We start from the raw sequence: 16,398 nt of genomic DNA, 5'->3' as shown, positions 1-16,398 counted from the left end.
GCACCTTACTCCACTGGCTCATGCTGGCGGTTGAACCGCCGCAGCGCCCGGTGTGGCATACAAGCGGCTGGCCGCGTCCACGCCGGGCAGCTGGATCACCCCGCGTTCCTGCATGCCCAGGCCCAGCAGGATGCGCCCGGAGGCCACGTTGTCCAGGTCGGTGATGCCGTACAGATCCTCGATGCCCAGCTCCGCACGTGCATGCGCGAACACCGCCCGCGCCGCCTCGCTGGCATAGCCCTGGCCGCCGAACGCCGCCAGCACCGCATAGCCGATATCCGGCCCCGGCAGGCCATCGCGCCGCACCAGGCCGGCATTGCCCAGCCAGGCGCCATCGGACAGCCGCTCGATGGCGTACATGCCGAACCCGTTCAACGCATAGCTGTGCAGCACCCGCAGCGCGATGTACTCGCGCGCCTGTTCCTCACTGCGCACGTTGCGGTCACCGATGAAGCGCAGGAAGCCGGGATCGTTGAGCAGCGCCAGCATCGGCGCCGCATCGCGATCAGGCTCGAGGGCGCGCAGGCGCAGGCGTTCGCTTTCGATGGGATGCATGCGCAGGTCTCAATCCGAAAACCCGATTCTGCCTCAGCGCCCTGCTGTGGGTTTTGATTTTCTTTGCATTGCCGTGGCAGGACGCGCCCGGAATCTGTCCGAGGCCGGTCGGGGCGGGTTCGCGGGGGTATCCGCGCCATGGATGGCGCGGCTAAGCCCCCAGGGAAGGGTTCACGGCGTCCCCCGCGAACCCACCCCGACCGGCCACACCGCGCAACCAACGCGCGCTCCTGCACGGAGGGGCGGCGCCGTTGGAGCGCTTAGTCGAACAGGGCTTCGATCGCGGCCAGGCCGGCGCTGGCGCGCTCTTTCTTGCGCGCCGCATCGGCCACCGGATCGGCACCGTCGCGCTGGATTTCCTCGGCCGGAATTTCCTCGAAGAACCGGCTCGGCTTCAAGCGCACATGCTCGCCGAACTTGCGCGTCAGCTTGCTGTAACTCATCCACAGCTGGATCTTGGCGCGGGTGATGCCCACGTACAGCAGGCGGCGTTCTTCCTGCAGGTTGCCTTCGTCCAGGCTGACCTGGTGCGGCAGCACGCCGTCTTCGCAGCCGACGATGAACACGTACGGGAATTCCAGGCCCTTGGACGCATGCATGGTCATCATGCGCACCTGGTTGCCGCCCTCGTCCTTGTCGCTGCGCGACAGCAGGGCGAGCTGACCGGCCAGGTCGGCGGCGGTGGCGCCACGCGGGCCACCCTCGAACCACTGCGCCAGTTCCTCGATGTTGTTGGCACGGCGCTGGTAGCTGGCCTCTTCCTTGGCCTGCTGGCGCAGTTCGCTCAACAGCCCCGATTCCTTGGCCACCTTGCGGATCATGTCGCCGGAGGTGATCTGGCGGGTCTGCGCACGCAGGTCGCGCAGGATGTCGGTGAAGCGCGCCAGGCTGTTGGCCGCGCGCGGCGGCAACTGCTGCAGCGCGCCGATCGCTTCGGCGGCGTGCGCCATCGGGATGTCTTTTTCCTGCGCCAGCTCGGCCAGCTTGGCCAGCGTGCCGGCACCGACGTCGCGCTTGGGCGACTGCACCGCGCGCATGAACGCGGTGTCGTCGTCCGGGTTCACCAGCAGCCGCAGCCAGGCCAGCGTGTCCTTCACTTCCTGGCGTTCCAGGAACATGGTGCCGCCGGTCAGGTGGTAGGGAATGCGCAGCAGCTGCATCGCCTTTTCCAGCGGACGCGACTGGAAGTTGCCGCGGAACAGGATGCAGAAATCACTCCACGGCACCTTGCGCGACTGCGCCACGAAGGCGATCTCGGCGGCAACCTTTTCTGCTTCGTGTTCGCTGTTGCGGCATTCCCACACGCGGATGCGCTCACCGTCGGCCTGGTCGCTCCACAGCTTCTTCAGGTGTTCGTGCGGATTGTTGGCAATGAGCGCATTGGCCGCGCGCAGCACGCGGTTGGAGCAGCGGTAGTTCTGCTCCAGCTTGATGATTTCCAGCGCGGGGTAGTCGCGCCCCATCTGCTGCAGGTTTTCCGGGTTGGCGCCGCGCCAGGCGTAGATCGACTGGTCATCGTCACCCACGCAGGTGAAGTTGCCCTTTTCGCCCGCCAGCTGCTTCAGCAGCCGGTACTGCGCATCGTTGGTATCCTGGCATTCATCCACCAGCAGGTAGCCGATGCGCTCGCGCCAGGCCACGGCGATATCCGGGTTTTCCTCCAGCACCTGCACCGGCAGGCGGATCAGGTCATCGAAGTCGACCGCGTTGAAGGCGGTCAGGCGCAGCTGGTAGCGCTCGTAGACGCTGGCCGCTTCCTTTTCCCGGTTGCTGCGCGCGGCGGCCATCGCCTGTTCGGGCGACAGACCGGCGTTCTTCGCGCGCGACACCAGGTTCTTCATGTCCTCGATGTCATCGGGCTTGGCGCCGGACATCAGATCCTTGATCTGCGCGGCGGCATCGTCGGCATCGAAGATCGAGAAGCCACGCTTCAGGCCCACCGCCGCGTGTTCGATCTGCAGGAACTTCAGGCCCAGGGCGTGGAAGGTGCAGATGGTCACCTCGTCGGCATCCTGTTCGCGCAGGCGCTTGGCCACGCGCTCGCGCATTTCCTTGGCCGACTTGTTGGTGAAGGTGATCGCCGCGATGCGGCGCGCGGGGTAGCGCCCGCAGCCGATCAGGTGGGCGATCTTTTCGACGATCACGCGCGTCTTGCCACTGCCCGCACCGGCCAGCACCAGCAGGGGGCCTTCGATGTGCAGGACGGCGGCGGCTTGGGGGGGATTGAGACCGTGCATTGGAAGGGGATTGTAGCGGTCCCGGGTGACGGCCACAGCCGCCGACCGGCAGGGATGCTGAACGGCTTCGGCCGGCGGGGGCTGCGGCGTACAATCTGCCGATGGCCAAGCTCTATTTCTATTATTCGGCGATGAACGCCGGCAAGACCACCACCCTGCTGCAGAGCGCGCACAACTACCGCGAGCGCGGTATGCGAGTGGCGATCCTGACCCCGCGCCTGGACGACCGCGCCGGCGCCGGGGTGGTGGCCTCGCGCATCGGCCTGCGTGCCGACGGCATGGCCTTCGAGCGCGATACTGATCTGCAGCGGTGGGTGCAGCAGGATCTGGCGGCCAACGGACCGTTGGGATGTGTGCTGGTGGACGAAGCGCAGTTCCTCAGCCGCGCCCAGGTCTGGCAGCTCAGCGAGGTGGTGGACCAGCTGCGCATTCCGGTGCTGTGCTACGGCCTGCGCACCGACTTCCGCGGCGAGCTGTTCGAGGGCAGCCAGTACCTGCTGGCCTGGGCCGACGAGATGCAGGAGATCAAGACGATCTGCCATAGCGGCAAGAAGGCCACGATGACCGTGCGCGTGGACGAACACGGCCATGCGGTGCAGGACGGCCCGCAGGTGGAGATCGGCGGCAACGACCGCTACGTGTCGGTCAGCCGCGCCGAGTTCAAGAAGATCACCCGGGGCGAAGGGCGGATCGAGCCGATGCAGGCCCCGCTGCCGTTGTAAGGGGTGGGGTCTTTTGCAGGGCTTGCAGCCCTGCACCTGCTTGGAGCAACAGCAACAGCAACGGCCAAAGCCAAAGCAGCATTCCGTGGGTTGGCGGGGCGGTGTGGGTGGGCAGGACACGCCGTAAACCCCCAGTCCGGCCCAGCCGCTGGCGGCTGTGCGTTCGGGCGCTTGCGAAGCAGTGCTTCGCGAGCAAAGCGCCCTCACCCATGGGGGCTCGTAGGCGCCATCCATGGCGCCTGCGGTCCTGCCCACCCACACCGCCCCGCCTCTGACAGGTTCCTGCGGCTGTTGGTAGGTGTCGACCTTGGTCGACACATCGGTCAGATATCGAATGAATTCATCCGTGTCGACCAAGGTCGACACCTACCAGAGCAGAATGCCGTACCGACAGATCGCGGAGAACTGTCGAAGGCGGGGTGGGTCCGGTGGCGGGGGTGTCCGCGGCATGGATGCCGCGGCCAAGCCTACAGGGACGTACTTGCGGCGTCCCCCGGCACCGGACCCACCCCGCCACCCCAGGGAATGCAGGCCTTTGACGTTGCTTCAGTCGAGCATGGCTCGACTCTACAGCGGGTGCAGGGCTGCAAGCCCTGCTGACCAACCCCAACTCAGTACAGCGTGCGCTCGGGTGCGCCGGCCGGCGGCGGGGTGTACTGGTACAGCCAGGTCTCGGTCAGGGTCTTGCCGCCGCTGCGCAGGTACAGGCGGATGTCGATCTGCTCGCTGCTGCCCTCCGGCGGCACCAGGTCGAACATCGCCCGGTACCCCTTGATCTCGCGCAGCGGGCGCGCCGAAACGATCTCGACCCGGCCACGGCTGGTTTCCACCACCGCTTCCACGTCGGCCTTGTCGATCAGACCGGCCAGTTCGCCGCCTTCGAAATCCACCGCGAAGCGCCAGCTGAAGTACTCGCGCTTCTTGCCGATGATGCCGCCCAGGCCGGTACGGCTGGCCACGCAGTGCGCCAGCGGCGAGCGCGCCGGCGGTTCGGCGCCCCAGTACAGGCGGTAGCCGATCAGCAGTTCCTGCCCGGCCTGCGGCTTTTCCTTCGGGTTCCAGAACGCGACGATGTTGTCGAAGGTTTCATCCACGGTGGGAATTTCCACCAGCTGCACCGAACCTTCGCCCCATTCGCCCTTCGGCTCCACCCACAGGCACGGGCGCTTCTCGTAGAACACGCCGTCGTCCTGGTAATGGTCGAAGTTGCGGTCGCGCTGCAGCAGGCCGAAGCCGCGCGGGTTGCGGTCCACGAACATGTTGAAGCGCAGGTTGCGCGGGTTCAGCAGCGGCCGCCAGATCCATTCGCCAGATCCAGTCCACAGTGACAGGCCGTCGGTATCGTGGATTTCCGGGCGCCAGTCCCAGCCCATGCGGCGGTCGTTCTCGCCCACCTGGTACATGCTGGTGCAGGGCGCAATGCCCAGCCGCTCGATCGCCTTGCGCGGGTACAGGGCACTGTCGATGTCCATCAGCAGCACGTCGCCATTGGTGATGGCAAAGCGGTAGGCGCCGGTCACGCTGGGCGAATCCAGCAGGCCATACACCACCAGGGTGTTGGAATCGGCCGCCGGCTGTTCCAGGTAGTAGGCGATGAAATCGGGGAATTCTTCCGGCTTGCCCATGCCGGTGTCGATGGCCAGGCCACGCGCGGACTGCCCGTACTGGCCTTCCTTGCCGACGGCGCGGAAGTAGCTGGCGCCGAGGAAGGCGGCGAAATCGCGGTCGGTGTCGGTGCGGGTGTTCAGGCGGAAACCGGCGAAGCCCAGGTCGGCGGGCAGTTCACCGTTCTTGATGCCGCTCTTGCCGTAGTTGAACGCCGCGCCGTCGTAGGCCAGTTCCTGTGCCTTGCCATCGACCACGTCGAACATGCGCACCGGCGAATGGAAGTACAGGCCCAGGTGGAAGAACTTGGCCTGGAACCGGCCCGGCTGGTCGGCCCACAGCGCGTGGTCCTGGCGGTAGCCGATCGACTGGTACTGGTCCCAGTCCAGCCCTTCCAGCCGGCCCGGCAGCACGCGCTTGTGGCTCTTGTAGGGGGCCTGGGCCAGGGCACGGGCCTGGCCCTTCAGGGTGGCGAAATCGAACGGCTGCGGCTGGCCCAGGCGACGCAGGCCCAGCTGGCCGCTCTTGCCGGCCGCGCAGGCAGGCAGGGCAGGCAGGCCGAACGCAGCCAGGGCAAGGGAGGCATTGCGGAGGAAATCGCGACGTTGCATGCAGGCGCGGGAGCAAGGGAAAGGTCGGCCATCATAGGCAGACAAACGTTAACGGGCAGCGGAGGTGGCCGGCTGCGGTTCAGTCTGCGCCAGCGCGGCGATGCGAGCCTCCAGCCCGCGCAGGCCCGGCGCCTGCGGGCCGCGCTGGGCCAGCAGCAGCTGCCGCGCTTCGGCCAGCACCTCGCGCGCCTGTGCGGGGTGACCGGCCTGCTGCAGCGCCTGCCCCTGCGCCAGCAGCGCCTGTGGCAGCAACGCGGTGTGGTCGGGCTGTCGCCACAGCGTGGCCGCGCGCGCGTAGTGGCCCGCCGCGGTAGCCGCATCGCCACTGGCGCTGGCCCACTGGCCCAGGGCGAATTCACCGTGGCCGATCTCGCGATGGCTCGGCCCCAGCGCGGTCAGCAGCTGCGCCTGCGCGGTCCGCAGCTCCTCGCCGGCCAGCGCCAGTTCGCCCCGCTGCAGCGCCAGCAGCGCGCGCGCCCGGCGCACCACCAGCGCCTCCGGGTGGCGCGGGCCCCAGGCCTCCTGGGCGGCTGTCCAGGCAAGTTCAAGCTCGGTGGCAGCGGCAGCCGTCTGTCCCTGCCGCGCCAGCACATCCCCCAGCTGGCGGTGCAGGGCGATCACCTGCGGGCTGCTGGCATCGCTGGGCTGCTGCAGCAGCGCCAAGGCCTGGCGGTAGCCGGCCAGCGCCGCTGGCAGGTCCCCCGCGGCGGCGTCCAGACCGGCCAGGTCGGCCAGCGATTCGGCACGCCCGAAGCGCTCGCCGATGCCCTGGTGACGCAGTGCCAGGGCCTGGGTGAAGGATCGCCGTGCCGCCTCGGCATCGCCCAGTTCGGCCTGGCAGCGGCCCAGTTGGCTGTGGAATTCGGCCACCGACGCCGGCAGGGCGCTGGCTTCGGTGGCGGCCTGGGACTGCAGCGGCTGCAGATGGGCCAGGCATTCGCGGTCGCGGCCCAGCATGCGCAGCGCACGCCCGCGCTGGGTCACCGCCTCCAGCTGCAGCGCGGGCGGCACATCGTCCACCCGCTGCAGCAGTTGGCGCTGCCGGTCCAGCGTCTGCAGGGCCAACTGGTAGTCGCCCAGGCCGATCCGCAGCCGCCCGATCACGCCCTCCAGCTCGGCCAGTGCCAGCGGCTGGTCGGCCAGCTCGGCTTCGCCACGCTGCTGCCCGGCAGCCAGCAGCTGCGGCACGTCGAAATGCCCGTGGCGCTGGCTGGCCGCCTTGTCGAACAGACCCACGGTGAAATCCTGCATGGCCTGCGCGCGGGCCATTTCCAGCCGCGCCTGCCGCGCCTGCCACAACGCCATGGACGTGGTGCCCAGCAAGCCCAGCACGGCCACCGACGCCAGCGCCACGCCCCACCGGTGCCGGCCCACGTACTTGCGCACGCGGTAGCCCACGCCGGGCGGACGGGCCTGGATGGGCTGCCCCTGCAGGAAGCGCCGCAGGTCACCGGCCATCGCCTCGGCCGAGGCATAGCGCTGGTCGGGGTCTTTCTGCAGGGCCTTTTCCAGCACGACATCCAGATCGCCGCGCAGGCGCCGGGCCTGCCGCTGCAGCGCGCGACGCGGCGCGCCGGGCTGGTCGGCCAGCCGCTGCAGCAGTACCGAGGCGCGTGGCGCCTGCACGTCCAGGATCGAACGTTCCCATTCGGCATCACTGTGCCGGCGCAGCCGGTAGGGCTTGTGCCCGGTCACCACTTCGAACAGCACCACGCCCAGCGAATAGACGTCGGTGAGCGTAGTGACCAGTTCACCGCGCACCTGCTCCGGGGCCGCGTAGTGCAGGGTGAACGCACGGATCTCGGTGGCCGGGTGCGGGCTGCTGGTGTCGTCGTGGTCCAGCAGCTTGGCGATGCCGAAATCCAGCAGCTTCACCGTGCCATCGTCGCGCACCAGGATGTTGGACGGTTTCAGGTCACGGTGCACCACCAGGTTGGCGTGGGCATGGCTGACCACCGCGCAGACCTGCAGCATCAACTGCAGGCGGGCTTCCAGCGGCGGCTGCACCCTGCGGCAGTAATCGCTGATCGGCTCGCCTTCCACGTAGTCCAGCGCCAGGTAGGGCTGTCCGTGCAGATCCACGCCGGCATCCAGCAGCTGCGCCAGGTGCGGGTGCTGCAACCGGGCCAGGATCTGCCGCTCGCGGCCGAAGCGCTGGCGCAGGCCGGGATCGGCCACGCCGCTGCGCAGCAGCTTCAGCGCCACCTGGCGCTGGTACAGGCCATCGCAGCGCTCGGCCAGCCAGACCTCGCCCATGCCGCCTTCGCCCAGCGGGCGCAACAGCCGGTACGGCCCCACCTCGCTGCCGGCGCGGCCCGGTGGCGGCGCGGTCCACAGCGGCTGGGCCATGAAATCCTGGCTGTCCGGTTCCTGCTGCAGCAGCCGCTGCAGTTCATGGCCCAGCGCCGGGTCATGTTCGGTCAGGCGCTGCAGGCGCCGCTGCCGCGCCTCCGGGTCCAGTTCCAGCAACTGGTCCAGCCAGGATGAAAGTTCCTGCCAGCGTGCGCTGTCCATCGGCCGGGCCGCGTCGCGGTGCTCAGTCTTCGCGCATGGCGGCCAGCAGGAACAGGCGCGCCTTCTGCCAGTCGCGGCGGATGCTGCGTTCGGAACGCTGGCTCAGTTCGGCAATCTCCTGTTCGGACAGGCCGGCGAAGTAACGCAGTTCCACCACCCGGCCCAGGTGCGCATCCACCGCCTGCAGGCGTTCCAGGGCCACGTCCAGGGCCAGCAGGTCTTCGTCCAGGCGCACGCCACTGCTGCTGTTCTCGGGAATCTCGGCCACCCGTTTCAGGTCGCCACCGCGCTTGCGGGCCAGGCGGTTGCGCGCGTAGTCCACCACCACGCTGCGCATGGCCGAGGCCGCGTAGGCGAAAAAGTGCGCGCGATCTTCGAAGCGGGCGGCGCCGCGGCTGCCCAGCAGTTTCAGGTACGACTCGTGCACCAGCGACGTGGCATCCAGGGTGCGCCCCTGCTGGCCGGCCAACTGGCGCCGGGCCATGGTGTGCAGTTCCTGGTAGAGCGTGGTCAGCACGCGGTCCAGCGCGGTGCGATCACCGCCACGCGCAGCGTCCAGCCATACGGTGATGTCCGGTCCCTCATCCATCGCCAACGTTCCCCCGCCGGATGTTGGCTGGACTATAGCGCTGCCGGTGTGCAGCGCATGAAGACGTTCAGCGCTGGCAGCGGCTGCACCAGACGCTGGCGCGCTGGCCGATCATGGCGTGCTTCAGCGGGCGCCCGCACTGCGGGCACGGCAGGCCATCGCGGCCGTACACCAGCAGTTCCTGCTCGAAGTAACCGGGAGCGCCGTCGGGGCTGATGAAATCGCGCAGGGTGGTGCCGCCGCGGGTGATCGCATAGCCCAGCGTGTCCTTCACTTCGCGCGCCAGCCGCTGGTAGCGCGCGCGGGAGACCTTGCCGGCCTCGCGCAATGGGCTGATGCCGGCCTTGAACAGGCTTTCGGCGGCGTAGATGTTGCCCACCCCCACCACCACCGCCTGGTCCATCAGGAAGGTCTTCACCGGCGCGCTGCGGCCGCGGCTGCGCTCGAACAGGTAGTCGCCGTCGAAGATCTCGTCCAGGGGCTCCGGGCCCAGGCCCTGCAGCAGCGGATGCACTTCACCGGCCGGCTGCCACAGCAGGCTGCCGAAGCGGCGCGGGTCGTTGAAGCGCAGCAGGCGGCCATTGTCCAGGCTGATATCGACGTGGTCGTGCGTGCGCAGCGGCGTGTCGCCGGGCAGCACGCGCAGGCTGCCGGACATGCCCAGGTGCAGCACGGCGCTGCCCACGGCGGTATCCAGCAACAGGTACTTGGCGCGGCGGCGTACGCTGTCGATGCGCTGCCCCGGCAACTGCTCGGCCACGTCCGGTGGGATGGGCCAGCGCAGGTCGGCGCGGCGCAGGATCACCCCGTGTACGCGGCGCCCTTCAAGATGCGGCGCCAGGCCACGGCGGGTGGTTTCGACTTCGGGCAGTTCAGGCATGGGCTGATTCTACGCCGGGCCATGCGAAGCCGTAGGGCATGGCCCGGCGCTACCGGACAAGGCGCCCTACGCGTCCGCGGCGGGCGCTTCGACCAGGAAGGCACCTTCCACCAATGCACCCCGCCCACCCAGCCGCCAGAACGCCAGATAGGGCCCGAAATCGACCGCGGCCGGGGCCAGTGGCTGGGCGATGTACCAGCCCAGGTAGAGATCGGAGGCAAGGTGGTACAGCGCCTCGTCCAGTGCGTTCATCTGCGGGGTGTCGAGCGTGCGCGCCCGCCGCACTTCATCGCAGATGACATCGTGCAGGTAAGCCGCTGGGCCCGAGCCGCTCCAGGCCGACTGCAGACGCTCGGCGGGGGCTTCGACCACCGGCACAGCGCGCAGCGTGGCCTGCAGCGCGGGCTCGCCGGCAGCACCGGCCACCCGGGCCAGCTCATCCAGCCAGGCGCGCGCGGCGCGGGCCAGCGCCTGCGTATCGCCCACGTGGGCCGGCTGCAGGTACAGGTGGTCGCCCCAGTGACCGGCACCGAGCACGTCCAGCGCGCGCGCACGCAGTTCATCGGCATGCGGAAAGGTGGCGAACACCGCGTCCAGCGTGTCCGGCCCGGTCACGCCCTGCAGCAGGCCGGAGAAATACCAGTCCTCCTGCTCGCTGTGTCCGGCACAGAATGCCGTCCACTCCTGCATCAGTTCATCGTCGATGCGGTCATCCATGGTGAGGTTTTCCCTTGCAGCGGTGCGGCCGTCATGATCGCCGATCAGCGCGGCGGAGCGGACAGTTCACGCGCGTCCAGATAGCCATCGCGGTTGGCATCCTGTTTGTGGAAGCGCTGGATAAGGGTCTGCCGCTGCTGCTCGCGGGTGATCGGCCGGCCCTTGCCGCCCGGCAGCTCGTCGGCCGTCAGTACGCCATCGCCGTTGCGGTCCATGCGGTCGAAGGCGTACAGCATCCATTGCACGTACTCCGCTTCGCTCACGCGGCCGTCGCCATCGCTGTCCATGCGCTGCAGGTAGGTGGCGGTGTCGCTCACCTGGGCCTGCGCGCACAGCGGCGCCAGCACGGCCAACAATGCTCCTGCGATTCGCCTCATGGGCCCACCAGGGTGTAGCCCTTCAGGCGCGCGGCATAGGCCTGCAGCGTGGCAATGCCACTCTCTTCGGCTTCGCGGCACCAGGCCTGCAGCTGGCGCAGGCGCTCGGCCGCATCGTGGCCGCGGGCTTCCAGCAGCCTGGCCAGGCGCGCGCGGAACTCGACCAGCACCCCGATGCGCGGACGCTGCGCGACCCAGGCGCGCAACTGCGCGCGGCTGTCCGGATGCAGCCAGCGGCCGTCGTTCACCAGACCGCGGCGCAGCCGGCGCGGCAGCAGACGGCGCAGCTTCGCCCCGGCGTGGGCGGCCTCCTCGCGCAGTGCCGGCACGAAGACGTTGCGCTGGTAGTCGGTCATGGCCTGGAAACGGTGCGACAGCAATGCCTTCAGGGTGTCCGCATCGGGTACGGCGATGTTCGGGCGCACATCCATGGCCGGCGCCACGCGCAGCACCGTGGCCAGGCGCAACGTCTGCAGCAGGCGGATCGCGCTCCAGCCGATATCGAATTCCCAGCGCCGCATCGCAAAGCGCGCCGAACTGGGGAAGGCATGGTGGTTGTTGTGCAGTTCTTCACCGCCGATCCAGAACGCCCAAGGCGTCAGGTTGGTGGAGGTATCGGCCGATTCATAGTTGCGGTAGCCCCACCAGTGGCCCAGGCCGTTGACCACGCCGGCCGCCCAGAACGGAATCCAGGCCATCTGGATGGCCCACAGCGCCACGCCCGGCAGGCCGAACAAGGCCGCGTTGATGGCCAGCAGCAGCACCGGGCCCAGGGTGGCGCGCGGCGTATACAGGTGGCGCTCGATGGCGTCGTCCGGAGTGCCGCGGCCGTACTGTTCGATGTCCGCGCGCTGGCCGCGGGCCTGCCGGTACAGTTCCACGCCGTGCCAGAACACCTGGCCGATGCCACGGGTGACCGGGCTGTGCGGGTCGTCTTCGGTTTCCACCTTGGCGTGGTGCTTGCGGTGGATGGCCACCCATTCGCGGGTGATCATCGAGGTGGTCAGCCACAGCCAGAAACGGAACAGGTGGGCCAGCACCGGGTGGAAATCCACGCCGCGGTGGGCCTGGCTGCGGTGCAGATACAGGGTGACCGAGAAGATGGTCAGCTGGGTGAAGACCAGCAGCACCAGCAGCAGCTCCCACCACGTCGGGCCAAGCAGGCCGTGGGCCAGCAGGGAGATCAGGGCATCGGGCATGGCGGCTCTCCAGATCGACGCGGGGATGGCAGACATGATGGGCGCTTGCGTTGCAAACTGCACCCTGCGACGGTGATCGGCACCGTCATTCCGTGGCACCGTTCACACGTTGGGGAACCCGTTGTCGAGTCCTGAACCACGCACCCACGCCCCGTCGCCGGCCGGCGCCGGCGATGTCCTGCCGCCCCTGATCGAACTGGACCACGCCAGCGTGATGCGTGGCCAGGTGAAGGTGCTGCACGCGCTCAGCCTGCGCATCGCCCAGGGCCAGCACACCGCGCTGCTGGGCCCCAATGGCTGTGGCAAATCCACCTTCATCAAGCTGATTACCCGCGAGCTGTACCCGCTGGCCCAGGCCGACGGCCGGGTGGCGGTGAAAGTGCTGGGGCAGAACCGCTGGCAGGTGGACCGGTTGCGCTCGCAGCTGGGCATCGTCACCGGCGATCTGAGCAGCAACCTGTCCGACATGCCCGGGCTGACCGTGGAGCAGGCCGTGCTGTCGGGCTTCTTCGCCAGCTATGTGGTGCCGGCGTTCCGCGAAGTGACCGCCGACATGCGCGAGCGGGTCGGCCAGACCCTGGCCATGACCGGTGCGCTGGGCCTGCGCGAACGCGCGTATGCCGAGCTGTCGGCCGGCGAGACCCGCCGCGTGCTGATTGCCCGCGCACTGGTGAACCGGCCGCAGGCGCTGCTGCTGGATGAACCGTCCACCGGGCTGGACCTGGTGGCGCGGCAGCAGTTGATCGCCACCATGCGCACCCTGGCCCAGCAGGGCATCACCCTGGTGCTGGTGACCCACCACATCGAAGAAGTGATTCCCGAGATCGAGCGGGTGGTGCTGCTGCGCGACGGCCGCGTGCTGGCCGACGGCCCGCGCGATGCACTGCTGCGTGATGAGCCGCTGTCGGCGGTGTTCGGCGGTGCGATCCACGTGGTGGAACACGAAGGCCGGTTGAGCGCGTACGCGGGGTGAACCACCGGGTCGAAGCGCACGGACGGCGGACGACGGTTGGCGGACGACGGTAGAGTCGACTGTCAGTCGACTGCTCTTCGTACGGCCCCCGAAAGTCCCGCGCGGCGCGCGGTAGTCGACTGACAGTCGACTCTACCCCGCCATGGTCCCGCCCCATCGCGATGTTGCCTCGCCCTTACGCGGTTGCAGCGGGCCGGGTTCACCGGCCCGCTGCTGTTGCTCAGAACCGCAGCGCCTGCGCGCGCGATTCGATCGGTGCCATCCGGCTCTGGTCCTGCAGCTGCAGCTCACGAAGTTCATACGGCGCACCAAAGCCGGCAGGCAGCGGTGCCTGGTCGAACGGCAGCACCAGTGCGCCCTGCCCCGCGCCGTCGAACCACGCTGCGGCATGCGCCTGCGCCACCGGCTTCAACTGGCCGTCGGCGCCGGTGGCGTACAGCGTGCCACGCGCTTCATAGCGGCCTGGCGCAGCCACCTGCAGCGGCAGGCTGACCCGGCGGCTGGCGGTATCCGGGCTGGCCTGGCCGCTGAACCGCGCGGTGGGCTGGGCCACGGCAAAGGCCACCTTGCCATCGCGCAGTACGCCGTCTGCCTGGGCGAACACCTGCAGTTCCCACAGCCCCTGCACGGTGCTGGCCTGGGCCGGAATGCGCACCTGCGCACGCAGGCTGCCGTCGGTGGTACGCAGCAGCCGCTGCGGCCAGCTGCGGCCATCGGGCGCCACCAGCAATGCCTCGCCGCCCAGGCTGCCGCGCCGTGCCGCCAGCTGGTTGGCGTTGGCACCGTCTTCCAGCAGGCGCGCCTGCAGCTGCACGCTGCCACCGGCCAGCACCTGTGCCTGGCTGGCCTGCACTTCCAACCGCACGGGGCTGTTGGGTTCGAGCACCTGCACCACGTAGCGCCCCTGCGCCTGCGCGCTCTGCAGGCGGTAGGCGCCCACCGCGCTGCTGGCACCGGTGCGCAGCATGCTGCTGCCATCGCTCACCGCCATGCCGGCGTCCTGCAGCTGGCGCGCATCGACACTGCGGGCCACGCTGGTACGGCCAGCGGCATCACGCACCTGCAGTACGTCGGCGGGCAGCGCGCGTGCGCCGGCACCGGGACTGACCTGGATCACCGCGTCCGGGGCGGTCAGGGGCAGGTCCAGGCCGCGCTGCAGCTCGGCCGCGTCGACTTGTTGCCAATAGCTGCGGCTGACGGCGGCATACGCGCCCGGTGCCTGCAACGGCTGCGCCGGGTCCAGCGCCCAGGCGAAGGCCAGCGGCACGCGCTCGCTGTCTTCGGCGGGCAGGGGCGCGGCCACCAGCGCGGCGGGCACCTGGTCGGTGCCCAGGGCGGCACGCAGCGGTTGTGCGGCCAGGGCGGGCCCGGCGGCAAGTGCGGTCAGCACGGCAGCGGCCAGGAAGGTGGAATGGATCTTCATGGTCGTCTCCCTCACTGGGTCAGGTCGTTGCGCAGGATGGTGCCCAGGCCGAAGCATTCGCGCCGGCTCTGGTTGTGGCTCAACGGCTCGGCCCCCTGGGTGCGCGCCTTGTCGGTGAACAGCAGGCTGCCGGCCGCCTTCTGGCTGCTGCATTCCAGGAAACCATCGGAACAGGACGACAACCAGTTCTGGGTGAATTCCAGGCCGACATTGGCCGCGTAGCCGCCGCAGTAGCTGTTGCTGTCCCAGACCGCCGATTCGACATCGCTGCCGACCACCGCGCGAAACGGCTTGGGCAGCGCCGGCCGGCCGGCGGTGCCATACAGGTTCTGCGCGTTGTAGGTGGCCATGTGGCCGACCTGCTGCATGCGCACGGCATCGTTCTTGTAGCCCAGCAGCCAGCCCAGCGATGTTTCGAACGTATTGCCGTTGAGCACCGCATCGGCCAGCGGCGTGCCGGCTGACGACGGGGCCAGCGCGGTGACCTTGCGGGTACGGCTGATGATCTTCGGGTAGCGGCTGTCGTAGGTGGGGTTGGACAGGATCCAGCGCATCACGTTGCCGCCGTTGGAATGGGTGATGACCACCAGCTGGGTGATGCCGCGGCTGTCGATGAAGCCGGTGAGCTGGCTGGCCAGGCAGCCGGCCGCTTCAGGCTTCCACATGTACTGGGTGAAATCGCAGTTGATGACCACGTAGTTGCTGCTGTTCGGCAGCCCCTGGCGCACGGTGTCGATGATCGCCGGCTGCCAGTAATCCTGGGTGGCGTTGGTCTGTGCGCCGGTGCCATGCACGAAGGCCACTCCGTAGACGTCGGCGGCCAGTGCCGGTGCGGCGGCCAGGCCCACCAGCAGGGCCAGGACGGTACTTCCTGTTGCGGTGCTGCGCATCGCATCTCTCCCTTGTCAGCAGATCCCCCCGGCCCGGCTGTGGGCAGATGCTGGTGCTGAAGGCGTGTGAAAGTCCGTGCGCTGTGACCGGAATCAGGACATTGGCGACAAGCCGACCGTGCCGGGTCTGGCCGTATGACCGATGGGCGCTGCGGCACCCGGCGGCGGCTGCGATCATGGCGCCTGTGTTCACAGCCCCGAGTCTGCCCATGTCCCTGATCGCCCGCCCTGCCCGCCCCTTGCTGGGTCTTGCCATCGCCATGACCCTGGCCAGCTGCGCCGCCACCGCCAGCAAGCCCACCGCGGTGGAGGCCAACGTGACCACCCGGGCAGTGGGCTACCTGGACGCAACCGCAGTGCCGGCCAGCCTGCTGCTGGTGCCTGCCCCGCCTGCGGCCGGTTCGGCTGGCTTCGCGCTGGACGAACAGGTCAGCCGTGAAGCCCGCGCCCTGCGCGGCACGCCGCGCTTCGCCCAGGCCACGCGTGACGCCGAACTGGGCTTCCCGGAAGGCGCCAACCAGTTCTCGTGCGCGATCGACGTGGACGTGGATGCAGTGAAGACGCCTGCGCTGTATCGCCTGCTGGAGCGCAGCCGGATCGATGCCAGTGCGGCCACCAAGGCGGCCAAGAACCACTACCAGCGCCCGCGCCCGTTCATGGTCAATGGCGAACCCACCTGCACGCCCGACGATGAAGCCGGGCTGCGCAAGAACGGTTCATACCCCTCCGGCCACACCTCGATCGGCTGGGCCTGGGCGCTGATTCTTTCCGAGATCGCCCCGGACCGCGCCGACGCCATCCAGGCCCGCGGCCGCAACTACGGCGAAAGCCGCCTGGTGTGCAACGTGCATTGGCAGAGCGACATCCTGGAAGGCCGCTTCATGGGTGCCGCCGCCGTTGCGCGCCTGCACGACAATGCGGCGTTCCAGCAGGACCTGCTGGCGGCACGCAGGGAAATTGCCGCGGCACGCAAGGCGGGGCAGCACTCGGCCCGCGACTGTGCGGCAGAAGAAGCGGTGTTGAAGGTGCGCCCGCAAAGCGCGCTGTAAGGCACGTCTCCGTAGAGCCGAGCCATGCTCGGCTCACGGCAGTCGAGCATGGCTCGA

14 protein-coding genes are annotated in these 16,398 nt (G+C 69.0%); 3 read left to right on the top strand and 11 right to left on the bottom strand.

Translation table 11 applies throughout. The annotated features are described in order from the left end of the window. Positions 1–18 precede the first annotated feature (18 nt). Positions 19–555: a GNAT family N-acetyltransferase gene (locus tag C1933_RS00375; protein ID WP_108751732.1), complete on the bottom strand. Its 537-nt coding sequence runs from the start codon at positions 553–555 to the stop codon at positions 19–21. A gap of 260 nt (positions 556–815) precedes the next feature. Further along, positions 816–2,792, bottom strand: coding sequence for a UvrD-helicase domain-containing protein (locus C1933_RS00370; protein WP_108751731.1), 1,977 nt, complete (start codon positions 2,790–2,792; stop codon positions 816–818). Between the two features lie 101 nt (positions 2,793–2,893). Here C1933_RS00370 and C1933_RS00365 point away from each other — a divergent pair, with 101 nt between their 5' ends. Then, positions 2,894–3,514, top strand: a complete 621-nt coding sequence (locus C1933_RS00365) for a thymidine kinase (protein WP_108751730.1) — start codon at positions 2,894–2,896, stop codon at positions 3,512–3,514. A 611-nt stretch (positions 3,515–4,125) separates the two neighbouring features. On the opposite strand, the gene C1933_RS00360 is transcribed toward C1933_RS00365, so the two are convergent. From C1933_RS00360 to C1933_RS00330, 7 genes are all read right to left on the bottom strand, one after another. Beyond that, positions 4,126–5,730 (bottom strand): glucan biosynthesis protein D, encoded by a 1,605-nt coding sequence (locus C1933_RS00360; protein ID WP_108751729.1) that lies wholly within the window; start codon positions 5,728–5,730, stop codon positions 4,126–4,128. A 48-nt stretch (positions 5,731–5,778) separates the two neighbouring features. Further along, positions 5,779–8,244, bottom strand: coding sequence for a serine/threonine-protein kinase (locus tag C1933_RS00355; protein WP_108751728.1), 2,466 nt, complete (start codon positions 8,242–8,244; stop codon positions 5,779–5,781). 22 nt (positions 8,245–8,266) lie between these two features. Beyond that, the gene (locus tag C1933_RS00350) at positions 8,267–8,833 is read right to left on the bottom strand and encodes an ECF-type sigma factor (protein WP_108747965.1); all 567 of its coding nucleotides are present in this window, start codon (positions 8,831–8,833) and stop codon (positions 8,267–8,269) included. Positions 8,834–8,900: 67 nt separating this feature from the next. Continuing rightward, positions 8,901–9,713 (bottom strand): bifunctional DNA-formamidopyrimidine glycosylase/DNA-(apurinic or apyrimidinic site) lyase, encoded by an 813-nt coding sequence (gene mutM, locus C1933_RS00345; protein ID WP_108747964.1) that lies wholly within the window; start codon positions 9,711–9,713, stop codon positions 8,901–8,903. A gap of 66 nt (positions 9,714–9,779) precedes the next feature. Further along, complete coding sequence (locus C1933_RS00340) at positions 9,780–10,430, bottom strand: hypothetical protein (RefSeq protein WP_234414598.1); 651 nt, start codon at positions 10,428–10,430, stop codon at positions 9,780–9,782. Between the two features lie 44 nt (positions 10,431–10,474). Then, complete coding sequence (locus C1933_RS00335) at positions 10,475–10,807, bottom strand: EF-hand domain-containing protein (protein WP_108751727.1); 333 nt, start codon at positions 10,805–10,807, stop codon at positions 10,475–10,477. Continuing rightward, positions 10,804–12,006: a fatty acid desaturase gene (locus tag C1933_RS00330; protein WP_108751726.1), complete on the bottom strand. Its 1,203-nt coding sequence runs from the start codon at positions 12,004–12,006 to the stop codon at positions 10,804–10,806. Before C1933_RS00330 ends, C1933_RS00335 begins: the two co-directional genes overlap by 4 nt. Before the next feature lie 178 nt (positions 12,007–12,184). Here C1933_RS00330 and C1933_RS00325 point away from each other — a divergent pair, with 178 nt between their 5' ends. After that, positions 12,185–12,979 carry an ATP-binding cassette domain-containing protein gene (locus tag C1933_RS00325; protein WP_325051514.1) on the top strand — a complete coding sequence of 265 codons (795 nt, stop codon included), beginning with the start codon at positions 12,185–12,187 and terminating at the stop codon, positions 12,977–12,979. Positions 12,980–13,199: 220 nt separating this feature from the next. On the opposite strand, the gene C1933_RS00320 is transcribed toward C1933_RS00325, so the two are convergent. Continuing rightward, a complete protein-coding gene (locus C1933_RS00320; protein ID WP_108751725.1) occupies positions 13,200–14,402 on the bottom strand; it encodes a DUF4785 domain-containing protein in 1,203 nt (400 codons plus the stop codon). An 11-nt stretch (positions 14,403–14,413) separates the two neighbouring features. Then, positions 14,414–15,292, bottom strand: coding sequence for a hypothetical protein (locus C1933_RS00315; protein ID WP_108751724.1), 879 nt, complete (start codon positions 15,290–15,292; stop codon positions 14,414–14,416). 209 nt (positions 15,293–15,501) lie between these two features. Here C1933_RS00315 and C1933_RS00310 point away from each other — a divergent pair, with 209 nt between their 5' ends. After that, entirely contained in the window at positions 15,502–16,341 is an 840-nt protein-coding gene (locus tag C1933_RS00310; protein WP_108751723.1) for a phosphatase PAP2 family protein, read from the top strand. The last annotated feature ends 57 nt before the right edge of the window (positions 16,342–16,398 follow it).

This window comes from Stenotrophomonas sp. ZAC14D2_NAIMI4_6 (genome assembly GCF_003086875.1).
In the GTDB taxonomy this organism is placed as follows: Bacteria; Pseudomonadota; Gammaproteobacteria; order Xanthomonadales; family Xanthomonadaceae; genus Stenotrophomonas.
Note: the sequence above shows the minus strand (reverse complement) of the source record. Positions and strands in the feature narration are given on the sequence as shown.

Excerpts from the sequence above, each read along its gene's own strand:
- C1933_RS00375 (WP_108751732.1), bottom strand. The coding sequence starts at position 555 with ATGCATCCCATCGAAAGCGAACGCCTGCGCCTGCGCGCCCTCGAGCCT.
- C1933_RS00370 (WP_108751731.1), bottom strand. The coding sequence starts at position 2,792 with ATGCACGGTCTCAATCCCCCCCAAGCCGCCGCCGTCCTGCACATCGAA.
- C1933_RS00365 (WP_108751730.1), top strand. The coding sequence starts at position 2,894 with ATGGCCAAGCTCTATTTCTATTATTCGGCGATGAACGCCGGCAAGACC.
- C1933_RS00360 (WP_108751729.1), bottom strand. The coding sequence starts at position 5,730 with ATGCAACGTCGCGATTTCCTCCGCAATGCCTCCCTTGCCCTGGCTGCG.
- C1933_RS00355 (WP_108751728.1), bottom strand. The coding sequence starts at position 8,244 with ATGGACAGCGCACGCTGGCAGGAACTTTCATCCTGGCTGGACCAGTTG.
- C1933_RS00350 (WP_108747965.1), bottom strand. The coding sequence starts at position 8,833 with ATGGATGAGGGACCGGACATCACCGTATGGCTGGACGCTGCGCGTGGC.
- mutM (WP_108747964.1), bottom strand. The coding sequence starts at position 9,713 with ATGCCTGAACTGCCCGAAGTCGAAACCACCCGCCGTGGCCTGGCGCCG.
- C1933_RS00340 (WP_234414598.1), bottom strand. The coding sequence starts at position 10,430 with ATGGATGACCGCATCGACGATGAACTGATGCAGGAGTGGACGGCATTC.
- C1933_RS00335 (WP_108751727.1), bottom strand. The coding sequence starts at position 10,807 with ATGAGGCGAATCGCAGGAGCATTGTTGGCCGTGCTGGCGCCGCTGTGC.
- C1933_RS00330 (WP_108751726.1), bottom strand. The coding sequence starts at position 12,006 with ATGCCCGATGCCCTGATCTCCCTGCTGGCCCACGGCCTGCTTGGCCCG.
- C1933_RS00320 (WP_108751725.1), bottom strand. The coding sequence starts at position 14,402 with ATGAAGATCCATTCCACCTTCCTGGCCGCTGCCGTGCTGACCGCACTT.
- C1933_RS00315 (WP_108751724.1), bottom strand. The coding sequence starts at position 15,292 with ATGCGCAGCACCGCAACAGGAAGTACCGTCCTGGCCCTGCTGGTGGGC.
- C1933_RS00310 (WP_108751723.1), top strand. The coding sequence starts at position 15,502 with ATGTCCCTGATCGCCCGCCCTGCCCGCCCCTTGCTGGGTCTTGCCATC.